Genomic DNA, 24,361 nt, shown 5'->3' with positions numbered 1-24,361 from the left:
CGCCCCGTCGAGTGTAGCGGACCGGCGGCAGCGGGCCCGGCGGGAGCGCGCCCGGCGGGAGCGCGCCCGGCGGGAGCAGACCCGGCGGCACCACCGCACGGCCGCCCCGGCGTCCAGGCGCCGACCGGGTCAGCGTCGTCGCCGCGCCCACCAGGCGTCGACGGCCGCCCAGACGAGGAGCACCACGGCCGTCCCGCCGAGGATCCCCCCGGCGGCGCCGGTCGACAGCACCGCGGTCGGCCGGACCGGTGCCGCCAGGTACACGATCGCCAGCACGCCGGCGCCGGAACCGAGCAGGACGAGCAGCACGCGGCGGACCAGGCCGGACACGACCTCGCGGTCGCGGCGGTCCGAGAACAACCGGATGGCGACCGTGAGCTTGCCGGTCTCGATCGCCTCGCCGATCCGGTCGATCCGCCGCGGGAGCTTCCGGACGGTCGACACCACGCCGAAGAGTTCCCGCAGCGCGAGGTCCCGGACGGCCCGGGGCCGGAGCTGGTCCCGGATCTGCCGTCGGGCCAGGTCGCGGGACTCCTCGAGCAGGTCGAAGGACGGCGCGAGGCTCCGGAGGGTCCCCTCGAAGATCGCCAGCGCGCGTGCGGCGGCGACGAAGTCCGGCGGGGGCTTCAGCCGGTACCGGCCGAACACCGCGACGGCGTCGTCCACGGTCTCGACGCCGATGCGCGCGCCCGGGCCGAGCTCGTCGGCCACGAACGCCGCGATGTCGCGCCGGAAGTCCGGCTCGTCCTCGACGTCGCGCACGGGAGCCATCCGCATCACCGCGTCGGCGATCCGCTCGGTGTCGTCCTGGATGTACCCGGCGAGCAGGTCCTGCACCGTCGAGCGCAGGCCGGGGTCGAGGCGCCCGACCGACCCGAAGTCGATGAGCGCCGGCCGACCGTCGGGCAGCAGCACGACGTTCCCCGGGTGCAGGTCGGCGTGGTAGATCCCGTCGAACACGACCTGCCGGAGGAACGCGTCGAGCACCGCCCGCATCGGCGTGTCGAGGTCCTGCCCGGTCCCCGCGGCGCGGAGGGCGCTGAGCGTCTCCCCCTCGAGGAACTCCATCACCATCACCCGGCGTCCGGACAGCTCGCGGTGCGGCTCGGGGAACGCGACCGCGTCGGGTCGCGCGCTCCGGATCTGCGCGGCTCGGAGCGCCGTGAGGTTCCGCATCTCGGCCGTGAAGTCGACCTGACGGACGAGGTCGTCGGCGTACTGCCGGGCGACGTCGGTGACGCCGACCTGCCGTGCCTCGGTGCTGGTCCGTGCCAGGAACCGGACGACACGGAGCGCGATGTCGACGTCGCGGCGCACCGCCACGTCGATGCCGGGTCGCTGCACCTTGACCGCCACCACGGAGCCGTCGCGCAGGGTCGCGCGGTGGACCTGCGCGATGGACGCGGCCGCGACCGGCTCCGGGTCGAACGTCGCGAAGACCTCGTCGACCGGCGCGCCGAGCTCCTCCTCGAGCAACGCCACGACCGCCGCGGGGTCGGCCGGCCGGACGCTGCGCTGCAGGTCGACGAGCCCGTCGGTCCACTCCTCGGGCAGCAGGTCGTCCCGCGTGGAGAGCAGCTGGCCCATCTTCACGAAGCCGCCGCCGGCCTCCTCGAGCGCCATGCGCAGGTGGTCCGCCTGCCTGCGGCGCAGGTCCGCGGTCTCCGGGTCCCGCGAGAAGTCGAGTCGGCGGAAGGGCAGGAGTTCGTGGCGACGGGCGATGGCGAGCAGCTCGGCGAAGCGGCGGGCTCGGGAGCGCAGGCTGCCGGCGTCGACGTCCTGCCGGCCGAGGTCGCTCAGGCGGGGCGGGGTGGGCACCGGACCAGTCTGCTCCCCCGGCCTGCGGGGCACCCCGCTCCTGCACAGCCGGGAGGCGCGGGCTGCGTTCCACAGGTCGGCCCGCCGCGTGCAGGCGGTCGCGTCCAGCGCGCCACGCTCGTGGCATGGACACAGCACTGATCACCGCGACCATCGCCGCGGCCGCCGCGATCTTCGCGGCGGTGATGACCTGGAACGCGGCGAAGCGGACTCGACAGTCGAGTGAACGGACCCACGCCTGGACCCGGATCGTCTGGGCAGCACAACTCCATCCCGGCGACCGCGGATACGACATCTCGCGGTCTGTGCTCAGGAGCATCGCGACCCTACGGTGGGCACCGGAGGACGATCGCGAGTTGGCCAGCGAGCTGTCCCAGGCCGTCGAACCCGTCGAACCCGTCAAACCGGAGGAGTACCCGTGAAGTTCCGACGACCGATCATCGTCCCGACCGACGAACACGCCCGTCGCGCCTTCCGCAACGGCGCGACCCTCGAGGAGTGGGCCGAGTTCCGCCGCACCAACATCATCACCGTGTCCATGCACGTGAAGTGGTGGTGGCGCCGAACCCTGCGCAAGCTGCGGTGACCCTGCGCGAGCTCCGGCGACCCGGGCGGCGGTACCGGCTAGACGCCGACCTCCTGGTACGCCGTGAAGAGCAGGTGGTCCTCCGGCCCCTCGAGCGTGACCGGCTTGCCGACACCGTCGAGGATGATGAAGCGGAGCATGCCGGCACGCGCCTTCTTGTCCCGGCGCATGGTGGCGAGCAGGCCATCCCAGCGGCCGAGCCCGTAGGTGGTGGGCAGCTCGAGCGACTCGAGGATCGAGCGGTGCCGGTCCACGGTCGCGTCGTCCAGGTGCCCGCTGAGCCGTGCGAGCTCCGCCGCGAAGACCATCCCGACGGAGACCGCCGCGCCGTGCCGCCACTGGTAGCGCTCGGCGTGCTCGATGGCGTGGCCGAGCGTGTGGCCGTAGTTCAGGATCTCGCGGCGGCCCTGCTCGGTGAAGTCGTCCGCGACGACCTCGGCCTTCAGGGCGATCGCGAGCTCCACCACACGCCGGAACTCGGGTGTCGTCGGGTCGGTCACCCGGGTGACGTCGGCCTCGATCACGTCGAGGATCTCCGGCACGGCGATGAACCCCGCCTTGACGATCTCGGCGAACCCGGTCAGCACGTCGTTCCGGGGCAGGGTGCGGACCAGGTCGAGGTCGGCCACGACGGCGCGCGGGTGGTGGAACGCCCCGACGAGGTTCTTCCCCTCGTTGGTGTTGATCCCGGTCTTCCCGCCCACGCTGGCGTCGACCATGCCGAGCACGCTGGTCGGGATCGCCACGAAGGCGACGCCGCGCAACCACGTGGCGGCGACGAACCCGGCGAGGTCGGTGACGGCGCCGCCACCGAGCCCGATGACGGCGTCGGTACGGGTGAAGTCGGCCTGGCCCATGACCTGCCAGCAGAACGCGGCGACCTCGACGCGCTTCGCGGCCTCGGCGTCCGGCACCTCGGCGATGAGCGCGTCGAGACCGGCCTCGACGAGGACGGCCCGCAGGTCGTTCGCCCGCGCGCCGAGGGTCGGGGCGTGCACGATGAGGACCTTCGCCACGCGGGGCCCGAGCAGCGCCGGGACCGAGCCGAGCAGACCGTTCCCGACGGCCACGACGTACCCGTCCTCGCCGCCGACGCGGATCTCGGTGGTGCCCTCGGGCAGGTTCGACGCGGTCACGGTGTCCCTCCGGTGGTGGTGCCCCGGGCGGTGCCGGTGGCGCTGGTGGCCTGCTGACCCGTGACCCAGGCGACGACGTCGCGGACCACCTGCGACATGGGTCGACGCGAGGTGTCGAAGGTCGCGTGCGCGAGTTCGGCGTAGGTGGCGGCACGCTCGTCGGCGATGGTCTGCCAGGCGTCGAGCCCGCCCTGCGCGAGCAGCGGACGGTCGCTCCCCGCGATCCGGGCGGCGACGGCCTCGGGCGACACCGTCAGCAGGACGATCCGGGCGCCGACGAGCGCCGCCCGCGTCTCCGGGTGGGTCACCGCTCCCCCGCCGACGGCGATGACGCCTGCCGTGGCGAGGGCGGACCGGACGGCCGCCGCCTCGAGCTCGCGGAACGCGGGTTCGCCCCGCTCGGCGAAGATGCCGGGGATCGGGCCGTGCTCGCGGGCGATGACGCGGTCGGTGTCGGTGAACGGCACGCCCAGCGCCTTCGCGACCCGCTTGCCGACGCTCGACTTCCCGGCGCCCATCGGGCCGATCACGACGACGGGGGCGTCGACGCCCACGCCGTCGGCGGACGTCGCCCCGCCGGCACCGCTCACGACGCGGTGGACGGCTCGGTCGCGTCGGTCCGACGGGAGCGCAGCGTCTCCGGGATGGACGCGAGGTACGCGTCGAGGTTGCGCTTCGTCTCGACGAGGCTGTCCCCACCGAACTTCTCGAGCACGGCGTCCGCGAGCACGAGGGCGACCATCGCCTCGGCGACCACGCCGGCTGCCGGCACGGCGCACACGTCGCTGCGCTGGTGGTGCGCGGAGGCGTCCTCGCCCGTGGCGACGTCGATGGTGTGCAGGGCGTGCGGCACGGTCGCGATCGGCTTCATGCCCGCACGGACCCGCAGGACGGTGCCCGTCGACATCCCGCCCTCGGTCCCACCGGCGCGGTCACTGGTCCGGACGATCTCGCCGTCCTCGCGGTACAGCTCGTCGTGGGCGGCCGACCCCCGGCGTCCGGCGGTCGCGAAGCCGTCGCCGACCTCGACGCCCTTGATGGCCTGGATGCCCATGATCGCGGCGGCGAGCCGTGCGTCGAGGCGACGGTCCCACTGCACGTGCGAGCCCAGCCCCGGCGGGACGCCGTAGAAGAGCACCTCGACGACGCCGCCGAGCGTGTCGCCGTCCTTCTTCGCTGCCTCGACCTCGGTGACCATGCGCGCCGAGGTCTCGGGGTCGGCGCAGCGCAGCTGGTCCTCGTCGAGCCGGTCGACGTCCTCGGGCAGCGGCAGCTCGGTGCCGTCGGGCACCCGCACGGTGCCGACCTGCAGCGTGTGCGCCACGGAACGGATGCCGAGCTCGGCGAGGAACGACTTCGCGACCGCGCCGAGGGCCACCCGTGCGGCGGTCTCCCGGGCGGAGGCGCGCTCGAGGATCGGGCGGGCCTCGTCGAACCCGTACTTCTGCATGCCGACCAGGTCGGCGTGGCCGGGCCGGGGGCGGGTGAGCGGCGCGCTCCGACCGCGGGACATCTCGGTCGACTCGACGGGCTCGGGGTTCATCACCTCGACCCACTTCGGCCACTCGGTGTTGCCGATGCGGATCGCGATCGGGCTGCCCAGGGAGTACCCGTGCCGGACACCGCCGGAGACGTGCAGCTCGTCCTGCTCGAACTTCATGCGGGAGCCGCGTCCGTAGCCGAGCTTGCGTCGAGCGAGGTCGGTGCGGATGGACTCGAACGAGACCGGGACGCCGGCCGGCAGGCCCTCGAGCATCGCGACGAGTTCGGGTCCGTGGGACTCACCAGCGGTCAACCAACGAAGCATGTCGACCATCCTCCCACAGCGTCACGCCGTGCGACGCGGGTCGGCTACTGGTAGTCGGGGTGGGCGCGGAGCCAGGCCTGGAACTGCGCGACGGCAACCTGGTGCTGCGCGTACGTGTCCGAGAACACCGTCTCGCCCGTCTCCAGGTTCACGGTGACGAAGTACAGCCACTTCCCGGTGGCCTCCTGCGTGACCGCCTTGATGGCCACGTCGCCCGGGTTCGAGATCGGCGCCGGCGGCAGCCCCTTGTGCACGTAGGTGTTGTACTCGTTCCCCGCGTCCGCACGCTCGGCGTCGGTCGTCGTCACGGTGTGCGTGTTCCCGGTGCCGTAGGCGACCGTCGCGTCGGACTGCAGCGGCATGTCGATGTCGAGCCGGTTCTGGAACACCCGCGCGACCTTCGGGTAGTCGGCCGCCAGACCCGCCTCCTTCTGCACGAGCGAGGCGAAGACGACGACACGCTCCTGGTCGGCCTCGGCGACACCGGCGGCGGCCAGGCGCTCCTTCATCGTGTCGACCATCGACTGGAAGTACTGCTTCGCCGTCCAGCCCGGGTTGATCGGGTAGGTCGCGGGGAAGAGCCACCCCTCGAGCGTCGTCACGTTGGCCGGCAGGCCGTACGCGCCGACGTCCTTCGCGGCCGCCGAGACCTCTGCCTCGGACAGCCCGGCCTTCGAGACCATGCCCGCCTCGATGTCCTTCAACGCGGTCCCCTCGGGGATGACGATCGAGGCCTGGACGCGGTTGTCGCGGTCCTTGAGCGCCGCGAGCGCGGCCTTCGAGCTCATCTCCTTCTTCAGCGCGTAGGAACCGGGCTGGAACTGCACGTCCGGCGAGGTGAGCAGGAGCTTGTAGAACACCTGCGAGCTCTTCACCACGCCGCTGCGCTGCAGGGTCTTCGCGACGTCCTCGCCGATGTCGCCCTGCTTGATCGTGATCGTGACCTTGCCCGAACCGGACCCCGGGTAGTCGTCCGGTTCCTGCGACCCGCCGAACGCGCCGGCGAGCTGCTGGATCTTGGGCGCCGCGAACGCGTACGCGCCGACGCCTGCCGCGAGCACGAGCGCGACGATCACGATGCCCGCGACGAGCGGACCGCGACGACGCCGCGGCCGCGGCTCACGCGGCGGACGGGAGGACCGCCCGCCGCCGCCACGCCGCCCGCGTCCGCCGTCTCCCGCGCCGCCACCGCCGTGGCTGCGTCCGTCGGACCCGTCGCCGTCCCGGACACCGCCGCCCGCCGCTGCGTCGCGGGGGATCTCGCCGGTCAGGAGCGCCTGGACCTCGGGGTGGAGCTCGTCGTGGTCGACGGCGACCGGCGCGTCGGCGGGCGAGGACGGACGCTCTCGGCGTCCGGTCGCGGTCGGCTCTGCCGCGGTCGCACGGTCCGCGGTCGGCTCTGCCGCGGTCGCACGGTCCGCCGTCGCACGGGCGGCCGCTTCCTCGGCCGCGGCTGCTTCGGCGGCACGGGCGGCCCTGCGGGACTGCGGGCGCTCGTCCGCGGGCGGACCGTCGGGGTCGCGGCGTCGCCGCTCGGCGTCGTTGCCGGGCGCGATGATCGCGTTCCAGTCCAGGTCGTCTGCCACGGGATCCTCGGTCTCTCGGGTCGGGGGCTCCACCTGTGCCCCGTCGGTCCGGGAACGACGGTCTCGCGACCCGCTCCGGGGCCGGTCGGTCAGGGGAGCGTGGCGCCGGGTGCGGCGCTGGACGCTCGCTCGTGGTCGAGCGCGTGTTGCAAGATGATAACAGCGGCCGCTTGGTCGATCACGGCCCGGGACTTCTTCGTGTTCCGACCCGCCTGGTGCAGCCCGCGCTGCGCCGTCACCGTCGAGAGCCGCTCGTCGACCAGCCGGACGGGTCGGTGCGCGGCCAGGCGCTCGGCGAAGGCCCGGGCGTCCGCCGTCGAGGGGGTGTCGTCGCCCGACATCGACAGCGGCAGCCCGACGACGAGCTCGAGCACGTCGTACTCCTCGGCGAGCTCGAGGATCCGGCGCACGTCGGTGGCCTCGGCGCGGGGCACCGTCTCGACCGGGGTGGCCAGCAGGCCGTCCCGGTCGCAGACGGCGACCCCGATCCGGGCGCGCCCGACGTCGATGCCGAGCCGGCGCCCCGGGCGGATGCCCACGGTCAGCCCGCCAGGCGCGCCGTCACGGCACGCAGTGCCGCCGGGAGCGCGGCCGCGTCGGTCCCGCCGCCCTGGGCGAGGTCCGGCTTGCCACCGCCGCCGCCGCCGAGGACACCGGCCGCCTCCTTCGCGAGCGGCCCGGCCTGCACGCCGGCGGCCCGAGCGGCGTCGTTGGTCGCGACGATGACGACCGGCTTGCCGCCGATGACCGAGCCGAGCACGACGACCGCGGCGCCGTCGCCGAGCTGTCCACGCACACCGGTGGCGAGCGAGCGAAGGTCGTCGCCGGACTGCAGGCCGTCGACGGTCTCCGCGACGACGGTCGTCGTGCCCACGGTCGACGCCTGCCGGGCGATGGTCGGCACCCGCTGCTGCAGGTTGGCCGACTCGAACTCGGCGATGCGCTTCTGGGCGGTGCGGAGGTCCTCCATCAGGCCCTGCACGCGCGTCGGCAGGTCTTCACGCGGCGCCTTCAGCGCACTCGAGAGCTGCGAGACGATGGTCCGCTCGACCGCCAGGTCGCGGAATCCCTCGAGCCCGACGAGGGCCTCGACGCGGCGGTTCGTCGAGCCGACGCTGGACTCCCCCACCAGGTTGACGAGCCCGACCTGCGCGCTCGTGGCGACGTGGGTGCCACCGCACAGCTCGCGCGACCACGGGCCACCGATGTCGACCATGCGGACCTCGGCGCCGTACTTCTCGCCGAACAGGGCCTGCGCACCGAGCGCCTTCGCCTCGTCGAGCGGCAGCACGCGGGTCTGCACGGCCAGGTCGGAGCGGATCGCGGCGTTCACGACCTCCTCGATCTCGGACCGGGTCGCGCCGGACACCGGCTGCGACCACGAGAAGTCGAGCCGCATGTAGCCCGACTTGTTGTAGGAGCCGGCCTGCAGCGCCTCCGGGCCGAGCACGTCGCGCAGGGCCGCGTTGACGAGGTGCGTGGCGGAGTGCGCCTGCGTGGCGCCGCGGCGGTACTCCGCGTCGACCACCGTCGTGGCGGCGTCACCGACCCCGACCTCGCCCGAGCGCACCTGGACCGTGTGGCTCCACAGCCCGGCGACCGGGCGCTGCACGTCGAGGACCTCGAGGTCGAAGCCGTTGCCGACGATCGAGCCCTGGTCGGCGTCCTGGCCGCCGGACTCGGCGTACAGCGACGTCTCACCGAGGATCACCTCGGCGATGTCGCCGACGACCGCACGGTCCACGCTGACGCCGTCGACGATGATGCCGAGGACCGCGGACTCCGCCTCGAGTGCGTCGTAGCCGAGGAACACGGTCTCGCCCGCGGCGCGGAAGGCGCTGTAGACGCTGAGGTCGGCGAGGGCGGTCTTCTTGCTCTTCGCGTCCGCCTTGGCGCGGGCGCGCTGCTCGGACATGAGCGTCTCGAAGGCACCGCGGTCCACCTGGACCCCGGCCTCCTCCGCCATCTCCATGGTGAGGTCGATCGGGAAGCCGAACGTGTCGTGGAGCAGGAACGCCGTGTCGCCGCCGATCGACGGGGCGCCGTCCTGCTTGGCGCGCTCGACCGCGACGTCGAGGATCGTCGTGCCCTGCGCGAGCGTGCGGAGGAAGGTCTCCTCCTCCGCGTAGACGATCCGGGCGATCCGGTCGTACTGCTCGGCGACCTCGGGGTACGCGCCCTGCATCGCGTCGCGGGAGGCGGGGAACAGCTCCGGGAAGGTGGCGCCCTCGACACCGAGCAGTCGCATCGCCCGGACGGTGCGCCGGAGCAGACGGCGGAGGATGTAGCCGCGGCCCTCGTTGGACGGGGTCACGCCGTCGGCGACGAGCATGAGCGAGGACCGCACGTGGTCGGCGATCACCCGCATGCGGACGTCGTCCTCGTGCACGGCGCCGTACTCGCGACCCGAGATCGCCGCGGCGCGGTCGAGGACCGGACGGACCTGGTCGATCTCGTACATGTTGTCGACGCCCTGCTTGATGAACGCGACGCGCTCGAGCCCCATGCCGGTGTCGATGTTCTGGTTGGGCAGGTCGCCGGTGATGTCGAAGTCGACCTTCGACCGCACGTTCTGGATCTGGTACTGCATGAAGACCAGGTTCCAGATCTCCACGTAGCGGTCGTCGTCGGTCGCCGGGCCGCCGTCGATGCCGTACGCGGGGCCACGGTCGAAGAAGATCTCCGAGCAGGGGCCGGCGGGGCCGGGCTGTCCGGTGGACCAGTAGTTGGTGTCCTTGCCGAGGCGCTGGATGCGCTCGTCGGGGAGCGAGGAGTGCGCCTTCCAGAACGCGATCGCCTCGTCGTCGTCCTCGTACACGGTGACCCACAGGTCGTCGGGCGAGAACCCGAGTCCGCCGTCCGACTCGGGGGTGGTGAGGAGCTCCCAGGCGTACTGGATCGCCTGCTCCTTGAAGTAGTCACCGAACGAGAAGTTGCCGTTCATCTGGAAGAACGTGCCGTGCCGCGGGGTCTTGCCGACCTCTTCGATGTCGTTGGTGCGGATGCACTTCTGCACGCTGGTCGCCCGGGGGTACGGCGACGGGACGAGCCCGGTGAGGTACGGGATGAAGGGGACCATGCCGGCGACCGTGAAGAGGAGCGACGGGTCGTCGGAGACGAGGGACGCGGACGGGACGACGGTGTGTCCGCGGTCACCGAAGAACTGGAGCCAACGGCGGCGGATCTCTGCGGTCTGCATGGTGCTTCCTGATTCAGGTCGGCGGGAGTGCGTGGAGCGTGGGTGACGCGGTGGTCAGCTGTCGGTGCGGAGTTCGGCCTCGCGCGAGCGGTACCCGTCGGCGACCGCGCCGGTGAAGGCCTTCGTCCGGTCGTTGACGTCCGCGAAGAAGCGTGCCCCGCCCGGGGTGTTCGCGATCCGGTGCGCTGCGGCGAAGCCGATCACGATGCCGACGGCGACGAAGAACAGCTGCTTCACGGTGCCTCCCCTGCTCGCGCACGCTGGCGGTGCGTGCCCAGACGAGTGTAGTGGCGCGACGACTCCGGGAACGCGGAACGGCGGGCCGCCCTCCTGAGAGGACGACCCGCCGTTCGGGGTGATCGGACGATCAGCGAGCTGCGTAGTACTCGACGACGAGCTGCACTTCACAGGTCACGGGGACCTCGGCGCGCTTCGGGCGACGGACCAGGCGGGCCTGGAGCTTCTCGATCTCGACCTCGAGGTAGCCCGGGACCTTCGGCAGGACCTCGAGGTGACCACCGGCGGCGGCGACCTGGAGGGGCTCGAGGGACTCGGAGCGCTGCTTGACGTGGATCATCTGGCCCTCCTTCACGCGGAAGGAGGGGCGGTCGACGAGCTTGCCGTCGACCAGGATGTGACGGTGCACGATCAGCTGGCGCGCCTGCGCGGTGGTGCGGGCGAAGCCGGCACGGAGCACGAGGGCGTCGAGGCGCTGCTCGAGGAGCTCGACCAGGTTCTCACCGGTCAGGCCCTTCGTCTTGCGGGCCTCTTCGAAGACGATGCGGAGCTGCTTCTCGCGGATGCCGTACTGGGCGCGCAGACGCTGCTTCTCACGGAGACGGACGGCGTAGTCGCTGTCCGCACGACGGCGGGTGCGGCCGTGCTCACCGGGGCCGTAGGGGCGCTTCTCGAGGTAGCGGGCCGCCTTCGGCGTCAGCGGGATGCCGAGCGCGCGCGAGAGGCGGGTCTTGCTGCGGGTGCGTGACTTGGTAGACACAGGGTCCTTTTCTCTGTCTGAACTGAATGACTCGACGGGCACCGTGCGCACGAGTACGCGCGGTCCCGGCGACGGGATCCAGAGGGATGAGCCTGTGGGATCGGACGGCTACAGTCCGAACCTCTGCCCCCGTCCCACCGGAGTGGGACTGTGTCCTCGGCGCAGCCGCACACGAGGACCAGGACGTAGGCTCGGCAATGGTAGCAGGATCTCGGGTGGGGACCTACTCGCCGCGGGTGATCTTCCGGAGCCGCTCGACCCGCGGGCCGAGCTCGCGCTCGAAGCCGTTGCCGGTCGGGGCGTAGTACTCGGTGCCCTCGAGCACGTCGGGCAGGTACTGCTGCCGCGCCACGCCGTGCTCGGCGTCGTGCGAGTACACGTAGCCCTTGCCGTGGCCGAGGCGCTTGGCTCCCGGGTAGTGCGCGTCCCGCAGGTGCGTCGGCACCACGCCCATCCGCCCGGCACGGACGTCGGCGATCGCGGTGTTCACGCCGTTGTACGCGGCGTTCGACTTCGGCGCCGTCGCCAGGTACACCACGGCCTCCGCCAGGGGGATGCGCCCCTCGGGCATCCCGATGAGCTGCACGGCCTGCGCCGCCGCGACCGCGATCGGCAGGGCCTGCGGATCGGCCATCCCGATGTCCTCCGACGCCGAGATGATGATCCGCCTCGCGATGAACCGCGGGTCCTCGCCGGCCTCGATCATGCGCGCGAGGTAGTGCAGCGCCGCGTCGACGTCGCTCCCCCGCACGGACTTGATGAACGCGCTGATGACGTCGTAGTGCTCGTCGCCCTGCCGGTCGTAGCGCAGCAGGGCGCGGTCCACGGCCGCGGCGACCGTGTCCGCGTCGACCAGCGGAACCGTCTCGACGCCGTCGAGCGGCGCGTCGCCGTCCTCGTCGTCGTCCTCCGGGTCGCCGGCGCTGGCGGCGACGGCCGACGACGCGGCGGCCTCGAGGGCGGTGAGTGCGCGGCGGGCGTCCCCGGAGGAGAGCCGGACGATCGCCGAGCGTGCGTCGTCGCCGAGCACCACGGACCCGCCGAGGCCGCGGGGGTCCTCGACCGCGCGGTCGACGAGCATGCCGAGGTCCTCGTCGGTCAGGGGCTGCAGGGTGAGCAGGAGCGAGCGGGACAGCAGCGGCGAGATGACGGAGAACGACGGGTTCTCGGTCGTCGCCGCGATGAGGATCACCCAGCCGTTCTCGACGCCCGGCAGCAGGGCGTCCTGCTGGGCCTTGCTGAAGCGGTGGATCTCGTCGAGGAAGAGCACCGTGGTCGACCCGTAGAGGTCGCGGTGGGTGAGTGCCTTCTCCATCACCTCGCGCACGTCCTTCACACCGGCGGTGACGGCGGAGAGCTCGACGAACTCGCGACCGGACTGCCGCGCGATGGCCTGCGCGAGCGTCGTCTTGCCGGTGCCGGGCGGTCCCCAGAGGATCACGGAGACCCCGCCGGGGTTCTCGCGCGTCCCCGTGGCGAGCTGCACGAGCGGACTCCCCCGGCCGAGCAGGTGCTGCTGCCCGGCGACCTCGTCGAGGCTGGTCGGACGCATCCGCACCGCGAGCGGGACGGAACCCTGCGCCAGCCCGGCGCGACCGCCGGTGGTGGGCGCACGCATGCCCGATCTGTCCGCTGCCATGTGTCGATCGTAGGCCGACCCACCGACCTGCCGCGTGCCTCCCGGCCGGGCGCACGACCGGTTCCGCTACGCTCGTCGGCACAGTCGACGAGAGGTCCGATCAGCACCGTGGCACCGAAGAACCAGGCGCGTGACAACCGTGAGGCGCGTGAGCGTCTCCGTCTGTACCAGGCCCGTCAGGGCCTGCACGAGCGGCAGCGTCGCCGTCGTCGGCGGGACGACGTGGTCGGGGTCGGTGTGCTCGTGCTCGTCGCCGCCCTCGCGACCGGGTCGCAGTTGGCGTTCGCCGGTGCGCAGGCCCCCCGCGACACCGATGCGTCCGCGTCGGCCACCTCGACGCCCACGCCCTCCGCCAGCGCCACGGCCGGCAACACGGGAGAGGTGCCGAGCAAGGACATCGCCGATGGGAAGCGCTGGACCGGCACGCTCACCCTGAACGAGGACGTCCGACTGGGGATCGAGCTCGACGGCGCGGCGGCCCCGCAGGCGGCGAGCGTCGAGATCGACCTCATCCGCAAGCAGTTCTACCGGGACACCACCTGCCACCGGCTCGCCGACAGCAAGGGCTTCCGGTTCCTCCAGTGCGGCTCGGCGAACGGCGACGGCACGGGCGACGCCGGGTTCGAGTACGGGCCGCTCGAGAACGTGCCGAGCGACGGGGAGTACCCGGCGGGCACGCTGGCGATCGCCCGAGGCGCGTCGCCGTACTCACAGTCCACCCAGTTCTTCATCGTCTACGGGGACACCACCCTCGACGGGTCGACCGGCGGGTACACCGTCGTCGGCAAGGTCACCAGCGGACTCGACGACCTCGAGTCGCGGATCACCTCGAAGGGCATCCGGTCGGCGGGCTCGGACGGGACCGGGGAGCCGGAGGTCGCGACCACGATCACCGGTGCGACCATCCGGAAGGCCGACTAGCACCCCGGTCGTCGGCGCGTCGTCCACAGGCCGCACGCGCCGCTGGTCCCGACCGCCCTCCTGTGCAATAGGCTGACGACCTGACCGTGCCGACGGGGACGTCGGCGATGCACTACCACGATCGAGGCGAGACCTGTGGGACCTGACGAAGCAACGACCTGGGGCCGGGTCGACGAGAACGGGACGGTGTACGTCCGGTACGAGGACACCGAGAAGGCGGTCGGTGAGTACCCCGACGCCACCCCGGACGAGGCCCTCGCGTACTTCGCGCGCAAGTACGCCGACCTCGAGGGGCAGGTGAAGATCGCCGAGCAGCGTGTGCAGCGCGGCGCCTCGGCGAACGACGTCGCCCGCACCGTGGAGCACCTCCGCACGCAGGTGTCGGAGGCCCGCGTGGTCGGCGACCTGCAGTCGCTCGAGAAGCGCGTGGCCGCCCTGTCCGAGCAGCTCGGCTCGCTCACGCAGGAACAGGCCGCCCAGGCCCAGCAGGCGCTCACCGACGCGCTCGCGTACCGCGCGGCACTGGTGGACGAGGCCGAGTCCCTCGCCGCCGTCGACCCGGCGCGTGCGCAGTGGAAGCAGATCACCGCGCAGCTCGACGACGTGTTCGCCCGTTGGCAGCAGCACCAGCACGACGGCCCGCGCCTCCCGAAGAACGAGGCGAACGAGCTCTGGAAGCGGTTCCGCGCGGCGCGCTCGACCGTCGACCAGCACCGCCGTGCGTTCTACTCGGAACTCGACGCGCAGCACCGCGACGCCCGCAACCGCAAGCAGGAGCTCGTCCAGCAGGCCGAGGCGCTGTCGACCCGTGGGTCCGACGGCATCCCCGCCTACCGGGAACTGCTCGACGACTGGAAGCGTGCCGGTCGCGCCGGCAAGCGCCACGACGACGCCCTCTGGGCCCGGTTCAAGGCCGCGGGTGACGTCCTGTTCGAACAGCGTCACGCCGAGGTCGCGGTGGAGAACGAGGAGTACTCCGCCAACCTCGTCGCGAAGCAGGCCCTCATCACCGAGGCCGAGCCGCTCCTGCAGCAGCGGGACCGGGTCGCTGCCCGTCGCACCCTGACGGACATCCAGCGTCGCTGGGACGAGATCGGGAAGGTCCCGCGTGGCGACGTCCGTCGCATCGAGGACCGGCTCCGCGCCGTCGAGGACCACGTGCGCAGCCTCGAGGACGAGCACTGGAAGGCATCCGACCCGGAGCGCAAGGCCCGGCAGACGGGGCTCGCGAGCCAGCTCGAGGACGCCATCGGCAAGCTGCAGTCGGAGCTCGAGGCCGCGCAGGCATCGGGCGATGCGCGCAAGATCAAGGAGGCCCAGGAAGCCCTCGACGCGCGCAAGATCTGGCTGGACGCGCTCGGCGGCTGACCCGGCAGCAGCGCAGCGCGGTCCGATCCGCTCCCGCACGACGGAAGGCACCTGGCACCACGTGAACACGTGGCGCGAGGTGCCTTCGGTCGTGCGGCGGGTGCTACTGGACCGGCGCAGCCATCCCGAGCAGCAGCCGGATGTCCAGGTCGTCCTGCCGCATCTGCGCCGCGAGTTCGTCCATCGACGAGAAGGCCACCATGCCCCGGACGTACGAGACGAACAGCACCGAGATGGTGTCGTCGTACAGGTCGATGTCGACGTCGAGCAGGTGCGCCTCGATCTGCTTCGCCGGCACACCCTCGAACGTCGGGTTGTTGCCGACCGACACGGCAGCCGGGTAGACCGTGCCGTCGTGCAGCACGCGTGCGGCGTACACACCGTCGGCGGGGACGAACCCCTCGCACGCCGGGTCGAGGTTCGCCGTCGGGTACCCCATGGCCCGGCCGCGCTGGTTGCCGTGCACGACCGTGCTCCGCACCGCGTGCTCGCGACCGAGCAGTCGCGCGGCCTCGGCCACACGCCCGTCACCGAGGAGCTCGCGGATCCAGGTGGAGGACACCCGCCGTTCGTCGGCCGCCCGGACGTCATCACGCAGGTCCACGTCGTCGATGAGCTCGACCCGGAAGCCGTGCTGCTCGCCCAGCCGCCGCAGCAGGGCGACGTCGCCGGCGCCGCGTGCACCGAAGCGGAAGTCGCTGCCGACGAACACGAGTTCGGCGTGCAGGGTGTCGACGAGGATCTCGGAGACGAACGCCTCGGGTGCCCGGGACTGCAGGTCCTGGTCGAAGCGCAGCAGCAGCATCGCGTCGACGCCGATGCCCTCGAGCAGCTCCCGCCGCTGCGCCGTGCTCGTGAGCGCCGGCGGCACGCGGTCCGGGTCGATGACGCTCAGCGGGTGCCGGTCGAAGGTCACGACGGTCGACACCAGGTCGTGTTCGCGGGCGGCCCGTTCGAGGTGCGCGATGACCGCACGGTGACCGACGTGCACACCGTCGAACTTGCCGATCGTCACCGCGCTCGGACCGAAGCCCTGCGCCACGTCGGCGATGTCGTCGTAGAACTGCACGGCCCCGCCCCTACTCGCCGGCCGTGACGGTGGCGTGCGTCGGCTCCGCGGCGGCAGCGCGGTGGTGCTTGCGCAGCCACCACAGGCCGGCGATCGGCAGCACGAGCGGCGCGAAGACGTACCCGAGGCCGTAGTACGACCAGACGGTGTCGTCCGGGAACAGCTGCCGGTCGACCAGGGACAACGTGCCGACGACGAGGACCCCCGCCATCTCGAAGCCGATCGTCACGCAGGCCACGCGGTACCACGCCCGCCCGGGCACGATGAGCGCGATCATCGCGACGATGTAGACGACGGCCGCCACCGCGCTGAGCGTGTAGGCGAACGGTGCGAACGAGAACTTCTCGATGATCTGGACGACGCTCCGCCCGGTCGCCGCCAGGGCGAGGATGCCGTACACGGCGATGAGGACCCGGCCGACGCCGGTCGCGAGGGAGGATCTGTTCACCACGGCGTCGAGTCTACCGACGGCCGACGACGCCCGCGGACGCCGGAGTCGTCACGCACGGGCGGCCGTAGCGACCCCGGGTCAGTTCAGTGCGAACCAGATCTGGTACATCCGGTAGACCATCACCGCGACGGTGAACGCCCCGGCACCGAGGACCACCGTGCTCCACCGCGTGCGGTCGACGAGCGCCCAGAGGATCGCGGCGGGCGGCACCAGGAGCACCGACACCGCGTACACGCCGAACTCGAGTCCGTTGCCCTGCGGCGGGCTGCCGACCGCGGGGAGGACGAGCGAGACCACGCCCTGTGCGACGAGCAGCAGCTCGATGAGCGCGAGCGAGCCGACCGTGTAGTCGTTCGGCTTCCACCCGATCAGCCCGACGACCACGGCGAACAGCCCGGCCACCACGGCGACGGTGAGCTGCACCCACATGAACCACTCGATCACGCGTCTGTCCCTGCGCTCGGCCCCGGCACGGACGGCGCCGGGAAGTTGGTGATGACCCGGAGGAGTCCGCGTCGGACGGAGACGAGGCCCACGAGGCGGTCCCCGCCCTCCGCGACCGCGGCCACCGGACCGTCGCTGTCCGGGTGGTCGGCCGCCACCCGCTTGCCGTCGGTCAGGTCCTTCGCGGCCGCCGCGTCGAGCATCACGACGTCGAACAGCCGCCGGGCGACGTCGGCCGGTCGCTGGAGCGCCCCGGCGACGTCGACGTCGTCGTCCTCGAGGTCGACCGCGTCCGTCACGTCGAACGGCCCGACGGCCGTGCGCCGGAGCGCGACGAGGTGGGCGCCGGTGCCGAGCGCGGCCCCGACGTCACGGGCGAGAGCGCGGACGTAGGTGCCCGACGAGCAGTCGACGACCACGTCGAGGTCGACCACGGTCACCTCGGTGCCGTCCACCGTGATCGTGTGGTCGGTCCGACCGGTGACGTCGAAGCGCGACACGGTCACCGTGCGCGAGCGCAGCACGACCTCCTCGCCCTTCCGCGCGAGGTCGTACGCCCGACGGCCGTCGACCTTGATCGCGCTGACGGTCGACGGCACCTGGTCGATGACGCCCCGCTGGGCGGCGACCGCCCGCTCGACCGCGTCCTCGGACACGTCGGCGTCGAGGACGCCCGTCACGGAGGTCGGCGTGCCGTCGGCGTCGTCCGAGTCCGTGCCGATGCCGAGCCGGATCGTCGCGGTGTAGGTCTTGCCGAGACCGACCAGGTGCGTGAGCAACCGGGTCGAGGGACCGGCGCCGAGCAGCAGGAGCCCCGTCGCCATCGGGTCGAGGGTGCCCGCGTGCCCGATCTTCTTCAGCCCGAGCCGCCGTCGTGCGATCGAGACGACCCGGTGGCTGGAGATGCCCTGCGGCTTGTCGACGAGGAGGATGCCGTCAGGCGCGGTAGCGAGCACCGGACGAGGGTACCAGCGCCGCCCGCACCGGAGCGGGCGCGGGAGACCGCGTCGGAACCTCCTGCGTCAGCAGGCGTCGTTCCACTCGCGACGGGGGTGCTCCGGGTCGGTGACGTCGAGCACCGCGGACGCGGCGATCTTCACGTCGGCACGACGCTCGAGACGGCCGGCCTCCTGCTCGACCCACAGCGACCAGCGCCAGAGGCCCCGGGCGCCCGCTGCGAGGAGCCCCTGTCCGTGCACGACCAGGACGCCCTCGCCCGCACCCGTCGTCCGGAACGGCGTGACGACGTCCGAGCGCAGGACGTCCGCATCGGGCGACGGAGCGGCCGCGGCCATCGCGGAGACGCCGTGCTGCTGGAAGCCCGTGACCAGTGCGGCGGCGACGCGCTCGAGGTCGGTGCCCTCCTGCCCGTCGATGCCGACGACGGTGCGGTTCGTCCCGACCTGCGCGATCACCTCGCCCGCGATCGCAGCCATCGTGTCGGTCTCCTGCGGTGCCCAGCGTGCCATGCACCCACCGTAGGCTGTCGTGGTGAACGCGAGCGCAGCCTCCCGGCCGTCTGTGGACGACACGACGGGCGTGACCCGCCCCGACCTCGCCACCCCACTCGTCGCCTGGTTCCGCGCCGAGGCGCGGGACCTCCCCTGGCGCCGCCCAGGCTTCCCCGCCTGGGGAACGTTGGTGAGCGAGATCATGCTGCAGCAGACGCAGGTGGCGCGGGTGGTCCCCCGACTGGAGGCGTGGCTCACCCGCTGGCCGACCCCTGCGGACCTCGCGGCGTCACCCCCGGCGGACGCGGTGCGCGCCTGGGACCGGCTCGGCTACCCGCGGCGCGCCCTCGCGCTCCACGCGGCCGCGACGGCGATCGCCGAGCGGCACGACAACGTCGTCCCGCGCGACGTCGACGCCCTGCTCGCACTCCCCGGGATCGGCGACTACACCGCGCGGGCGGTGGCGGTCTTCGCGTACGGCGACCGGCACCCGGTCGTCGACGTCAACGTCCGCCGGGTGCTCGCCCGCGCGGTCCTCGGCCACGCCGAGCCGGGCCCCGCGAAGGCGAAGCAGGACCTGCCGCTCATGGAGTCGGTGCTGCCGGCGGACCGTGCCGACGCCGCCGCGACGAACGCCGCGGCGATGGAGCTCGGTGCGCTCGTCTGCGTCGCCCGCTCCCCCGCGTGCGACGCCTGCCCGATCGCCGACCGGTGCGCGTGGCGGGCGGCCGGCTACCCCGAGCACGACGGGCCGCGGGCCCCGAAGCAGGCGCGGTTCGCCGGGAGCGACCGGCAGGTGCGGGGACTGATCATGGCCGAGCTGCGGTCGAGCGACGTGCCGGTGCTGCGCTCCGACATCGACCTCGTCTGGCCCGACGACGCACAGCGGGAGCGTGCACTCACCTCGCTGCTCCGCGACGGACTGGCCGTCGGCGACGATGCGGGTGGGTACACGCTCCCGAGCGAGTGAGCGAGTGAGTGAGTGAGGACTAGGCGCGCGCCTCGTCCTCGTCGTCCTCGTCCTCGTCGTGCTTGTACGGGTCGGCGTCGCCGGCGTACTGGGCGCCGGCCGAGGCGGCCCGCACCTGCGCGTCACGGACCTGGGCCTGCGCGAGCAGGTCCTCCATGTGCGCGGACGTCTCCGGCAGGGCGTCGGCGATGAACTCGAGCGACGGCGTGAGCCGGGCCGTGATGTTCTTGCCGACCTCGCTGCGGAGCATGCCCGTCGCGGCCTTGAGCGCCGCAGCGGAGTCGGCGCGCTCCTCGTCGGAGCCGTACACGGTGTAGAACACCGACGCGTGCTGCAGGTCACCGGTGACACGGACGTCGGTGATGGTGACGAAGCCGAGACGCGGGTCACGCAGGCCCTTGTCGAGCCGTCGGGCGACGACTTCCTTGATGCGGTCCGCCATCTTGCGTGCGCGCTGCGGATCGGCCATGGGGTCCTCCTGTGGAGATGAACGTCGTGCGTGGAACGGGGACGGGCCCCGGCCTCCCGTGAAGGAGGCCGGGGCCCAGGGTAACCGTGGAACTAGTCGCGCGGCTTCTCGACGAGCTCGGTGGTCTCGATCTCGTCACCGATCTGGATGTCGTTGTACTTGCCCAGACCGATACCGGCCTCGAAGTCCGTGCGGACCTCGGTGACGTCGTCCTTGAAGCGACGCAGCGACTCGATGGCCAGGCCGTCGGCGAGCACCACACCGTCACGGATGACGCGCGCCTTGGCGTTGCGCGTGATCGTGCCGGAGCGGACGATGACACCCGCGATGTTGCCGAACTTCGAGGAGCGGAACACCTCGCGGATCTCGGCGACACCCGACTGGACCTCTTCGTACTCGGGCTTGAGCATGCCCTTGAGGGACTGCTCGATGTCCTCGAGTGCGTTGTAGATGACCGAGTAGAAGCGCACGTCGATGCCCTCGCGGGCCGCACGCTCGCGGGCCTTGACGTCCGGACGGACGTTGAAGCCGACGACGATCGCGTTGTCGATCGTGGCCAGGTCGATGTCCGACTCCGTGATCGCGCCCACACCGCGGTGCAGGATGCGGAGCTGGACGCTGTCGTCGACCTCGATGTCCAGGAGCGACTGCTCGAGTGCCTCGACGGCACCGGAGACGTCACCCTTGATGATGAGGTTGAGCGAGTCGACCTTGCCCTCTTCGAGTGCGCGGGTGAAGTCCTCGAGCGAGATGCGCTTGCGGGCCTTGGCCAGCTGGGCGTTGCGCTCGGCGGCCTCACGCTTCTCGGCGATCTGGCGGGCCGTACGGTCCTCCTCGGTCACCAGGAAGGTGTCACCGGCGCGCGGCACCGACGACAGACCCTGCACCTGCACCGGACGGCTCGGCGTCGCGGCCTTGACCGCCACACCGTTCTCGTCGGTCATCGCACGGACCCGGCCGTAGGCCGTGCCCGCCACGATGGCGTCACCGACGTGCAGCGTGCCGGACTGGATGAGCACCGTGGCGACCGCACCGCGACCCTTGTCGAGTCGGGCCTCGATCGCGACACCGCGGGCGTCCTTGTCGGGGTTCGCACGCAGGTCGAGCCCCGCGTCCGCCGTGAGCAGCACCGCGTCCAGGAGGTCCTGGATACCGACGTTGTTGCGCGCCGACACGTCGACGAACATGACGTCGCCGCCGTACTCCTCGGCCACCAGGTTGTACTCGGTGAGCTGCTGCCGGACCTTCGCCGGGTTCGCGCCCTCCTTGTCGATCTTGTTCACCGCGACCACGATCGGCACACCGGCCGACTGGGCGTGGTTCAGCGCCTCGATCGTCTGGGGCATGATGCCGTCGTCCGCCGCGACCACGAGGATCGCGATGTCCGTCACCTGGGCACCACGGGCACGCATGGCCGTGAAGGCCTCGTGACCCGGGGTGTCGATGAACGTGATCGGACGCTCGATGCCCTCGTGCTCGGTGACGATCTGGTACGCACCGATGTGCTGCGTGATGCCGCCGGCCTCGCCCTCGACCACCTTCGAGTTGCGGATGGCGTCGAGCAGGCGGGTCTTGCCGTGGTCGACGTGACCCATGACGGTGACGACCGGGGGACGCTGCTGCAGGACGGAGTCGTCCTCGTCGGCGTACTCGGCGTCGATGTCGATGTCGAAGCCCTCGAGGAGCTCACGGTCCTCGTCCTCGGGCGAGACGATCTGGATCTTGTAGCCCAGCTCCTCGCCGAGGACCTCGAACGTGGCCTCGTCCAGCGACTCGGTCGCGGTCGCCATCTCACCGAGGTGGAAGAGCACCGTCACCAGGTTGCCGGGCATCGCGTCGATCTTGTCCGCGAAGTCCGAGATGCTCGCACCGCGACGCAGACGGACGACCGTGTTGCCGTCGCCGCGCGGGACCTGCACACCGCCGAGCGACGGCGCCTGCCGCATCTCGTACTCGGCGCGCTTCGTCCGCTTCGACTTGCGGGCACGGCTCTTGCCGCCACCGCGACCGAACGCACCGGCGGTACCACCACCGGGGCCACGGCCACGGCCGCCGCCACCGGCGGGACGCGGGCCGCTGAAGGCCGGACGGGGGAAGCCGCCACCGGCACCCGGGGCACCGCCCGGACGACCGCCGGGGCCGCCACGACCGCCACCCTGGCCCGGGCGCTGCCCGAAGCCGTTGGGACGGTTCGCCTGGCCGGGGCCACCGGGACGCGGCGCACCGGGACGCGGGACGCCCGGGCGCGGCGGGGCCGGACGCGGGATGCCGTTGCCACCACCGGCACCGCCGGCGGGACGCTGACCCATGCCCTGGTTGGACGCGAACGGGTTGTTGCCCGGACGCGGCGGGCGCGAGCCCATGCCCTGGCTCGACGCGTAGGGGTTGTTGCCGGGACGGGCGCCCGGCTTCGGGCCACCCGGCTTCGGACCGGCGGCGGAACCCGGCTTCGGGGCACCGCCGGGCTTGACGGCGTCACCCTTCGGCGCGGACGCCTCGGCGGCCTTCTCGACCTCGGCTGCCTTGCGGGCGGCCTCGGCCTCAGCCTGCCGCTGCGCGACCGACTTCGGGGCGGCCGGCGCGGGCACGTCGGCGGCGGGTGCCGCCTGGACCTCGGGCTCGGCCTGGGGTGCGGGCGCCGGGCGCGCCGGACCCGGGCGGGGACCGCCGGGCTTCGGGGCGCTGGACCGGGGGGTGCCGGACTTCGGGGCACCGGACGCCGCAGCGGCGCTCGGGGCCGCCGGAGCGGCGGGCTTCGACGCCGTCGAGGCGCCGGACGCCTGCAGCGCAGCACGGAGCTTGCGCGCGACGGGGGGTTCCACACTGGAGCTCGGGCCCTTGACGAACTCGCCGAGCTCCTTGAGCTTCTCCATTGCGGTCTTGCTGTCGACACCGAGTTCGGATGCGATCTCGTGTACGCGTGGTTTTGCCACTGTTCTCCTTCACGGGTCCCACCCCGCGAAGGGGGCAGGACTCACTGGATGACGGGTCTCACTTCGAGCCGCTCATCAGTTGTCCATAAGCCGTTCAGCCTGTTCTGTCGTGTCCTGGTGTCCGCCCGACTGCTCGGCTGCGAGGCCGTGCAGGTGGTCGAGCACTGCGGACGTGTCGGGTTCGCGATCCAGCCGGAGCGCCCGGCGGAAGGCCCGGCGCTTGACGGCCAGTTCGTAGGCTTCGACGGTCGGGGTGAGCCACGCCCCCCTGCCCGGCATGACTGCCTTCGGATCCGCCACGACACGACCGTCGCTCAGGGCGACGACACGGAGGAGGGAGGATCGGGGAGCACGGCGACGACTGCCGATGCACGTTCTGACGGGAACCACCATACTCCTTGCCTCCGACGACCGCGATCCGGCGCGCCCGGTCGGGTCACGCCACCAGCGGAACACGTCGGGCGGCGGCCACCGCCCGACGTGCTCCGGTGCCCGCCCCTCAGTCGTCCCCGTCGAGGATGCTGTCGGGCTGGATGTCGATGCGCGCGCCGGTGAGCTTGGCGGCGAGACGGGCGTTCTGCCCCTCCTTGCCGATGGCGAGCGACAGCTGGTAGTCCGGCACGAGGGCGCGGACGGCCTTCGTCGAGGCGTCGAGCACGAACGCGCTCGTGACCTTCGCCGGCGACAGCGCGCTCGCGACGAACGACGACAGGTCCGACGACCAGTCGACGATGTCGATCTTCTCGGTGCCGAGCTCCGTCGTCACCGCGCGGACGCGGGCGCCGAGCTCACCGATGCAGGCACCCTTGGCGTTGACGCCGGGCTCGTTGGCCTTCACCGCGAGCTTCGTGCGGTGCCCGGCCTCGCGGGCGATCGAGGTGATCTCGACGACGCCCGAGGCGATCTCCGGGACCTCGAGCGCGAAGAGCTTCCGGACCAGGCCCGGGTGCGTGCGCGAGACCGTGATCTGCGGGCCCTTCGGTCCGCGGCCGACGCTCGTGACGTACACGCGGATGCGGTTGCCGTGCTTGTACTCCTCGCCCGGCACCTGCTCCTCGGGCGGCAGGATCGCCTCGACCGTGCCGAGGTCGACGTGCACCATCTTCGGGTTCGGACCCTGCTGGATCACGCCCGCGACGATGTCGCCCTCCTTGCCGCGGAACTGACCGAGGATCTTGTCGTCGCCGATGTCCCGCAGCCGCTGGTTGATGACCTGCTTGGCGGCGAAGGCGGCGATGCGGCCGAAGTCGCTCGGCTGGTCGACGGCCTCGCCGACGACGTTGTCGTCCTCGTCACGCTCGGGCACGTACACCGAGACCTCACCGGACTTGCGGTCGAGCTCGACGCGCGCCTGCGGGTCGACGTGCTCGTCGTTCTCGGTGCGGTGCTTCTGGTACGCCGTCAGGATGGCCTGTTCGATGATCCGGACGAGTTCGTCGAACGGGATCTCCCGTTCACGCTCCATGAGTCGCAGGACTGCGAGATCGATCTTCACCGAGGTGCCTCCGTTATTCAGC

General features: G+C 72.1%; 24 protein-coding genes. 5 read left to right on the top strand and 19 right to left on the bottom strand.

From position 1 onward, the window contains the following. Positions 1-129: 129 nt before the first annotated feature. Entirely contained in the window at positions 130-1,818 is a 1,689-nt protein-coding gene (locus AB0N84_RS08890) for an AarF/UbiB family protein (RefSeq protein WP_363545347.1), read from the bottom strand. Between the two features lie 125 nt (positions 1,819-1,943). Here AB0N84_RS08890 and AB0N84_RS08885 point away from each other — a divergent pair, with 125 nt between their 5' ends. Together AB0N84_RS08885 and AB0N84_RS08880 are read left to right on the top strand one after the other, a co-directional pair. Further along, the gene (locus AB0N84_RS08885; protein WP_363545344.1) at positions 1,944-2,240 is read left to right on the top strand and encodes a hypothetical protein; all 297 of its coding nucleotides are present in this window, start codon (positions 1,944-1,946) and stop codon (positions 2,238-2,240) included. After that, entirely contained in the window at positions 2,237-2,404 is a 168-nt protein-coding gene (locus tag AB0N84_RS08880; RefSeq protein WP_182048120.1) for a hypothetical protein, read from the top strand. The genes AB0N84_RS08885 and AB0N84_RS08880 overlap by 4 nt, the downstream gene beginning before the upstream one ends. A 38-nt stretch (positions 2,405-2,442) precedes the next feature. Here AB0N84_RS08880 and aroB read toward each other — a convergent pair whose 3' ends face one another. The 9 genes from aroB to AB0N84_RS08835 form a co-directional block, all read right to left on the bottom strand. Further along, positions 2,443-3,540 carry a 3-dehydroquinate synthase gene (aroB, locus tag AB0N84_RS08875; protein WP_363545341.1) on the bottom strand — a complete coding sequence of 366 codons (1,098 nt, stop codon included), beginning with the start codon at positions 3,538-3,540 and terminating at the stop codon, positions 2,443-2,445. Beyond that, positions 3,537-4,130 carry a shikimate kinase gene (locus AB0N84_RS08870; RefSeq protein ID WP_363545338.1) on the bottom strand — a complete coding sequence of 198 codons (594 nt, stop codon included), beginning with the start codon at positions 4,128-4,130 and terminating at the stop codon, positions 3,537-3,539. Before AB0N84_RS08870 ends, aroB begins: the two co-directional genes overlap by 4 nt. Continuing rightward, positions 4,127-5,347 (bottom strand): chorismate synthase, encoded by a 1,221-nt coding sequence (gene aroC / locus AB0N84_RS08865; RefSeq protein WP_182048119.1) that lies wholly within the window; start codon positions 5,345-5,347, stop codon positions 4,127-4,129. Before aroC ends, AB0N84_RS08870 begins: the two co-directional genes overlap by 4 nt. A gap of 44 nt (positions 5,348-5,391) precedes the next feature. Further along, entirely contained in the window at positions 5,392-6,933 is a 1,542-nt protein-coding gene (gene mltG, locus AB0N84_RS08860; protein WP_363545333.1) for an endolytic transglycosylase MltG, read from the bottom strand. Between the two features lie 89 nt (positions 6,934-7,022). Continuing rightward, a complete protein-coding gene (gene ruvX, locus AB0N84_RS08855) occupies positions 7,023-7,472 on the bottom strand; it encodes a Holliday junction resolvase RuvX (protein ID WP_069710790.1) in 450 nt (149 codons plus the stop codon). A 2-nt stretch (positions 7,473-7,474) separates the two neighbouring features. After that, positions 7,475-10,132, bottom strand: coding sequence for an alanine--tRNA ligase (gene alaS, locus AB0N84_RS08850; protein ID WP_363545329.1), 2,658 nt, complete (start codon positions 10,130-10,132; stop codon positions 7,475-7,477). 54 nt (positions 10,133-10,186) lie between these two features. After that, the gene (locus AB0N84_RS08845; protein WP_069710788.1) at positions 10,187-10,369 is read right to left on the bottom strand and encodes a hypothetical protein; all 183 of its coding nucleotides are present in this window, start codon (positions 10,367-10,369) and stop codon (positions 10,187-10,189) included. A 130-nt stretch (positions 10,370-10,499) separates the two neighbouring features. Continuing rightward, positions 10,500-11,129 carry a 30S ribosomal protein S4 gene (rpsD, locus tag AB0N84_RS08840; protein ID WP_066654559.1) on the bottom strand — a complete coding sequence of 210 codons (630 nt, stop codon included), beginning with the start codon at positions 11,127-11,129 and terminating at the stop codon, positions 10,500-10,502. Positions 11,130-11,352: 223 nt separating this feature from the next. Further along, positions 11,353-12,747 (bottom strand): replication-associated recombination protein A, encoded by a 1,395-nt coding sequence (locus tag AB0N84_RS08835; protein WP_363545459.1) that lies wholly within the window; start codon positions 12,745-12,747, stop codon positions 11,353-11,355. Positions 12,748-12,876: 129 nt separating this feature from the next. On the opposite strand from AB0N84_RS08835, the gene AB0N84_RS08830 reads away from it, so the two are divergent. Both AB0N84_RS08830 and AB0N84_RS08825 read left to right on the top strand, forming a co-directional pair. After that, positions 12,877-13,689 (top strand): peptidylprolyl isomerase, encoded by an 813-nt coding sequence (locus AB0N84_RS08830; RefSeq protein ID WP_363545325.1) that lies wholly within the window; start codon positions 12,877-12,879, stop codon positions 13,687-13,689. A gap of 135 nt (positions 13,690-13,824) precedes the next feature. Continuing rightward, complete coding sequence (locus AB0N84_RS08825; RefSeq protein ID WP_182046818.1) at positions 13,825-15,057, top strand: DUF349 domain-containing protein; 1,233 nt, start codon at positions 13,825-13,827, stop codon at positions 15,055-15,057. Between the two features lie 103 nt (positions 15,058-15,160). On the opposite strand, the gene AB0N84_RS08820 is transcribed toward AB0N84_RS08825, so the two are convergent. The 5 genes from AB0N84_RS08820 to AB0N84_RS08800 all read right to left on the bottom strand — a co-directional run bounded on the left by AB0N84_RS08820 (position 15,161) and on the right by AB0N84_RS08800 (position 18,490). Then, the gene (locus tag AB0N84_RS08820; protein ID WP_363545322.1) at positions 15,161-16,126 is read right to left on the bottom strand and encodes a bifunctional riboflavin kinase/FAD synthetase; all 966 of its coding nucleotides are present in this window, start codon (positions 16,124-16,126) and stop codon (positions 15,161-15,163) included. A 10-nt stretch (positions 16,127-16,136) separates the two neighbouring features. Beyond that, entirely contained in the window at positions 16,137-16,577 is a 441-nt protein-coding gene (locus AB0N84_RS08815) for a hypothetical protein (protein WP_363545319.1), read from the bottom strand. A 78-nt stretch (positions 16,578-16,655) separates the two neighbouring features. Continuing rightward, positions 16,656-17,021: a hypothetical protein gene (locus AB0N84_RS08810; RefSeq protein WP_182046821.1), complete on the bottom strand. Its 366-nt coding sequence runs from the start codon at positions 17,019-17,021 to the stop codon at positions 16,656-16,658. Further along, positions 17,018-17,977: a tRNA pseudouridine(55) synthase TruB gene (truB, locus tag AB0N84_RS08805; RefSeq protein ID WP_363545316.1), complete on the bottom strand. Its 960-nt coding sequence runs from the start codon at positions 17,975-17,977 to the stop codon at positions 17,018-17,020. Before truB ends, AB0N84_RS08810 begins: the two co-directional genes overlap by 4 nt. Positions 17,978-18,043: 66 nt before the next feature. Beyond that, the gene (locus tag AB0N84_RS08800) at positions 18,044-18,490 is read right to left on the bottom strand and encodes a hypothetical protein (RefSeq protein ID WP_182046823.1); all 447 of its coding nucleotides are present in this window, start codon (positions 18,488-18,490) and stop codon (positions 18,044-18,046) included. 172 nt (positions 18,491-18,662) lie between these two features. On the opposite strand from AB0N84_RS08800, the gene AB0N84_RS08795 reads away from it, so the two are divergent. Beyond that, entirely contained in the window at positions 18,663-19,442 is a 780-nt protein-coding gene (locus tag AB0N84_RS08795) for an A/G-specific adenine glycosylase (RefSeq protein ID WP_363545313.1), read from the top strand. 19 nt (positions 19,443-19,461) lie between these two features. On the opposite strand, the gene rbfA is transcribed toward AB0N84_RS08795, so the two are convergent. The 4 genes from rbfA to nusA form a co-directional block, all read right to left on the bottom strand. Next, on the bottom strand, positions 19,462-19,911 hold the full coding sequence (gene rbfA, locus AB0N84_RS08790; RefSeq protein WP_182046824.1) for a 30S ribosome-binding factor RbfA: 450 nt from the start codon (positions 19,909-19,911) through the stop codon (positions 19,462-19,464). 92 nt (positions 19,912-20,003) lie between these two features. Beyond that, positions 20,004-22,844 carry a translation initiation factor IF-2 gene (gene infB, locus AB0N84_RS08785; RefSeq protein ID WP_069710780.1) on the bottom strand — a complete coding sequence of 947 codons (2,841 nt, stop codon included), beginning with the start codon at positions 22,842-22,844 and terminating at the stop codon, positions 20,004-20,006. Between the two features lie 75 nt (positions 22,845-22,919). Then, entirely contained in the window at positions 22,920-23,237 is a 318-nt protein-coding gene (locus AB0N84_RS08780; protein ID WP_069710779.1) for a YlxR family protein, read from the bottom strand. A gap of 106 nt (positions 23,238-23,343) precedes the next feature. Further along, positions 23,344-24,339: a transcription termination factor NusA gene (nusA, locus tag AB0N84_RS08775; protein ID WP_069710778.1), complete on the bottom strand. Its 996-nt coding sequence runs from the start codon at positions 24,337-24,339 to the stop codon at positions 23,344-23,346. Positions 24,340-24,361: the final 22 nt, after the last annotated feature.

The organism is Curtobacterium sp. NPDC089185 (assembly GCF_040685235.1).
Taxonomy (GTDB): domain Bacteria; phylum Actinomycetota; class Actinomycetes; order Actinomycetales; family Microbacteriaceae; genus Curtobacterium; species Curtobacterium citri.
The sequence above is the reverse complement of the archived record's forward strand: the minus strand, read 5'-3'. Positions and strand labels throughout refer to the sequence as shown.

Coding starts and splice junctions, on each gene's coding strand:
- AB0N84_RS08885 (WP_363545344.1), top strand. CDS start 1,944: ATGGACACAGCACTGATCACCGCGACCATCGCCGCGGCCGCCGCGATC.
- aroC (WP_182048119.1), bottom strand. CDS start 5,347: ATGCTTCGTTGGTTGACCGCTGGTGAGTCCCACGGACCCGAACTCGTC.
- alaS (WP_363545329.1), bottom strand. CDS start 10,132: ATGCAGACCGCAGAGATCCGCCGCCGTTGGCTCCAGTTCTTCGGTGAC.
- AB0N84_RS08835 (WP_363545459.1), bottom strand. CDS start 12,747: ATGCGTGCGCCCACCACCGGCGGTCGCGCCGGGCTGGCGCAGGGTTCC.
- AB0N84_RS08800 (WP_182046823.1), bottom strand. CDS start 18,490: ATGGCACGCTGGGCACCGCAGGAGACCGACACGATGGCTGCGATCGCG.
- rbfA (WP_182046824.1), bottom strand. CDS start 19,911: ATGGCCGATCCGCAGCGCGCACGCAAGATGGCGGACCGCATCAAGGAA.
- AB0N84_RS08780 (WP_069710779.1), bottom strand. CDS start 23,237: ATGGTGGTTCCCGTCAGAACGTGCATCGGCAGTCGTCGCCGTGCTCCC.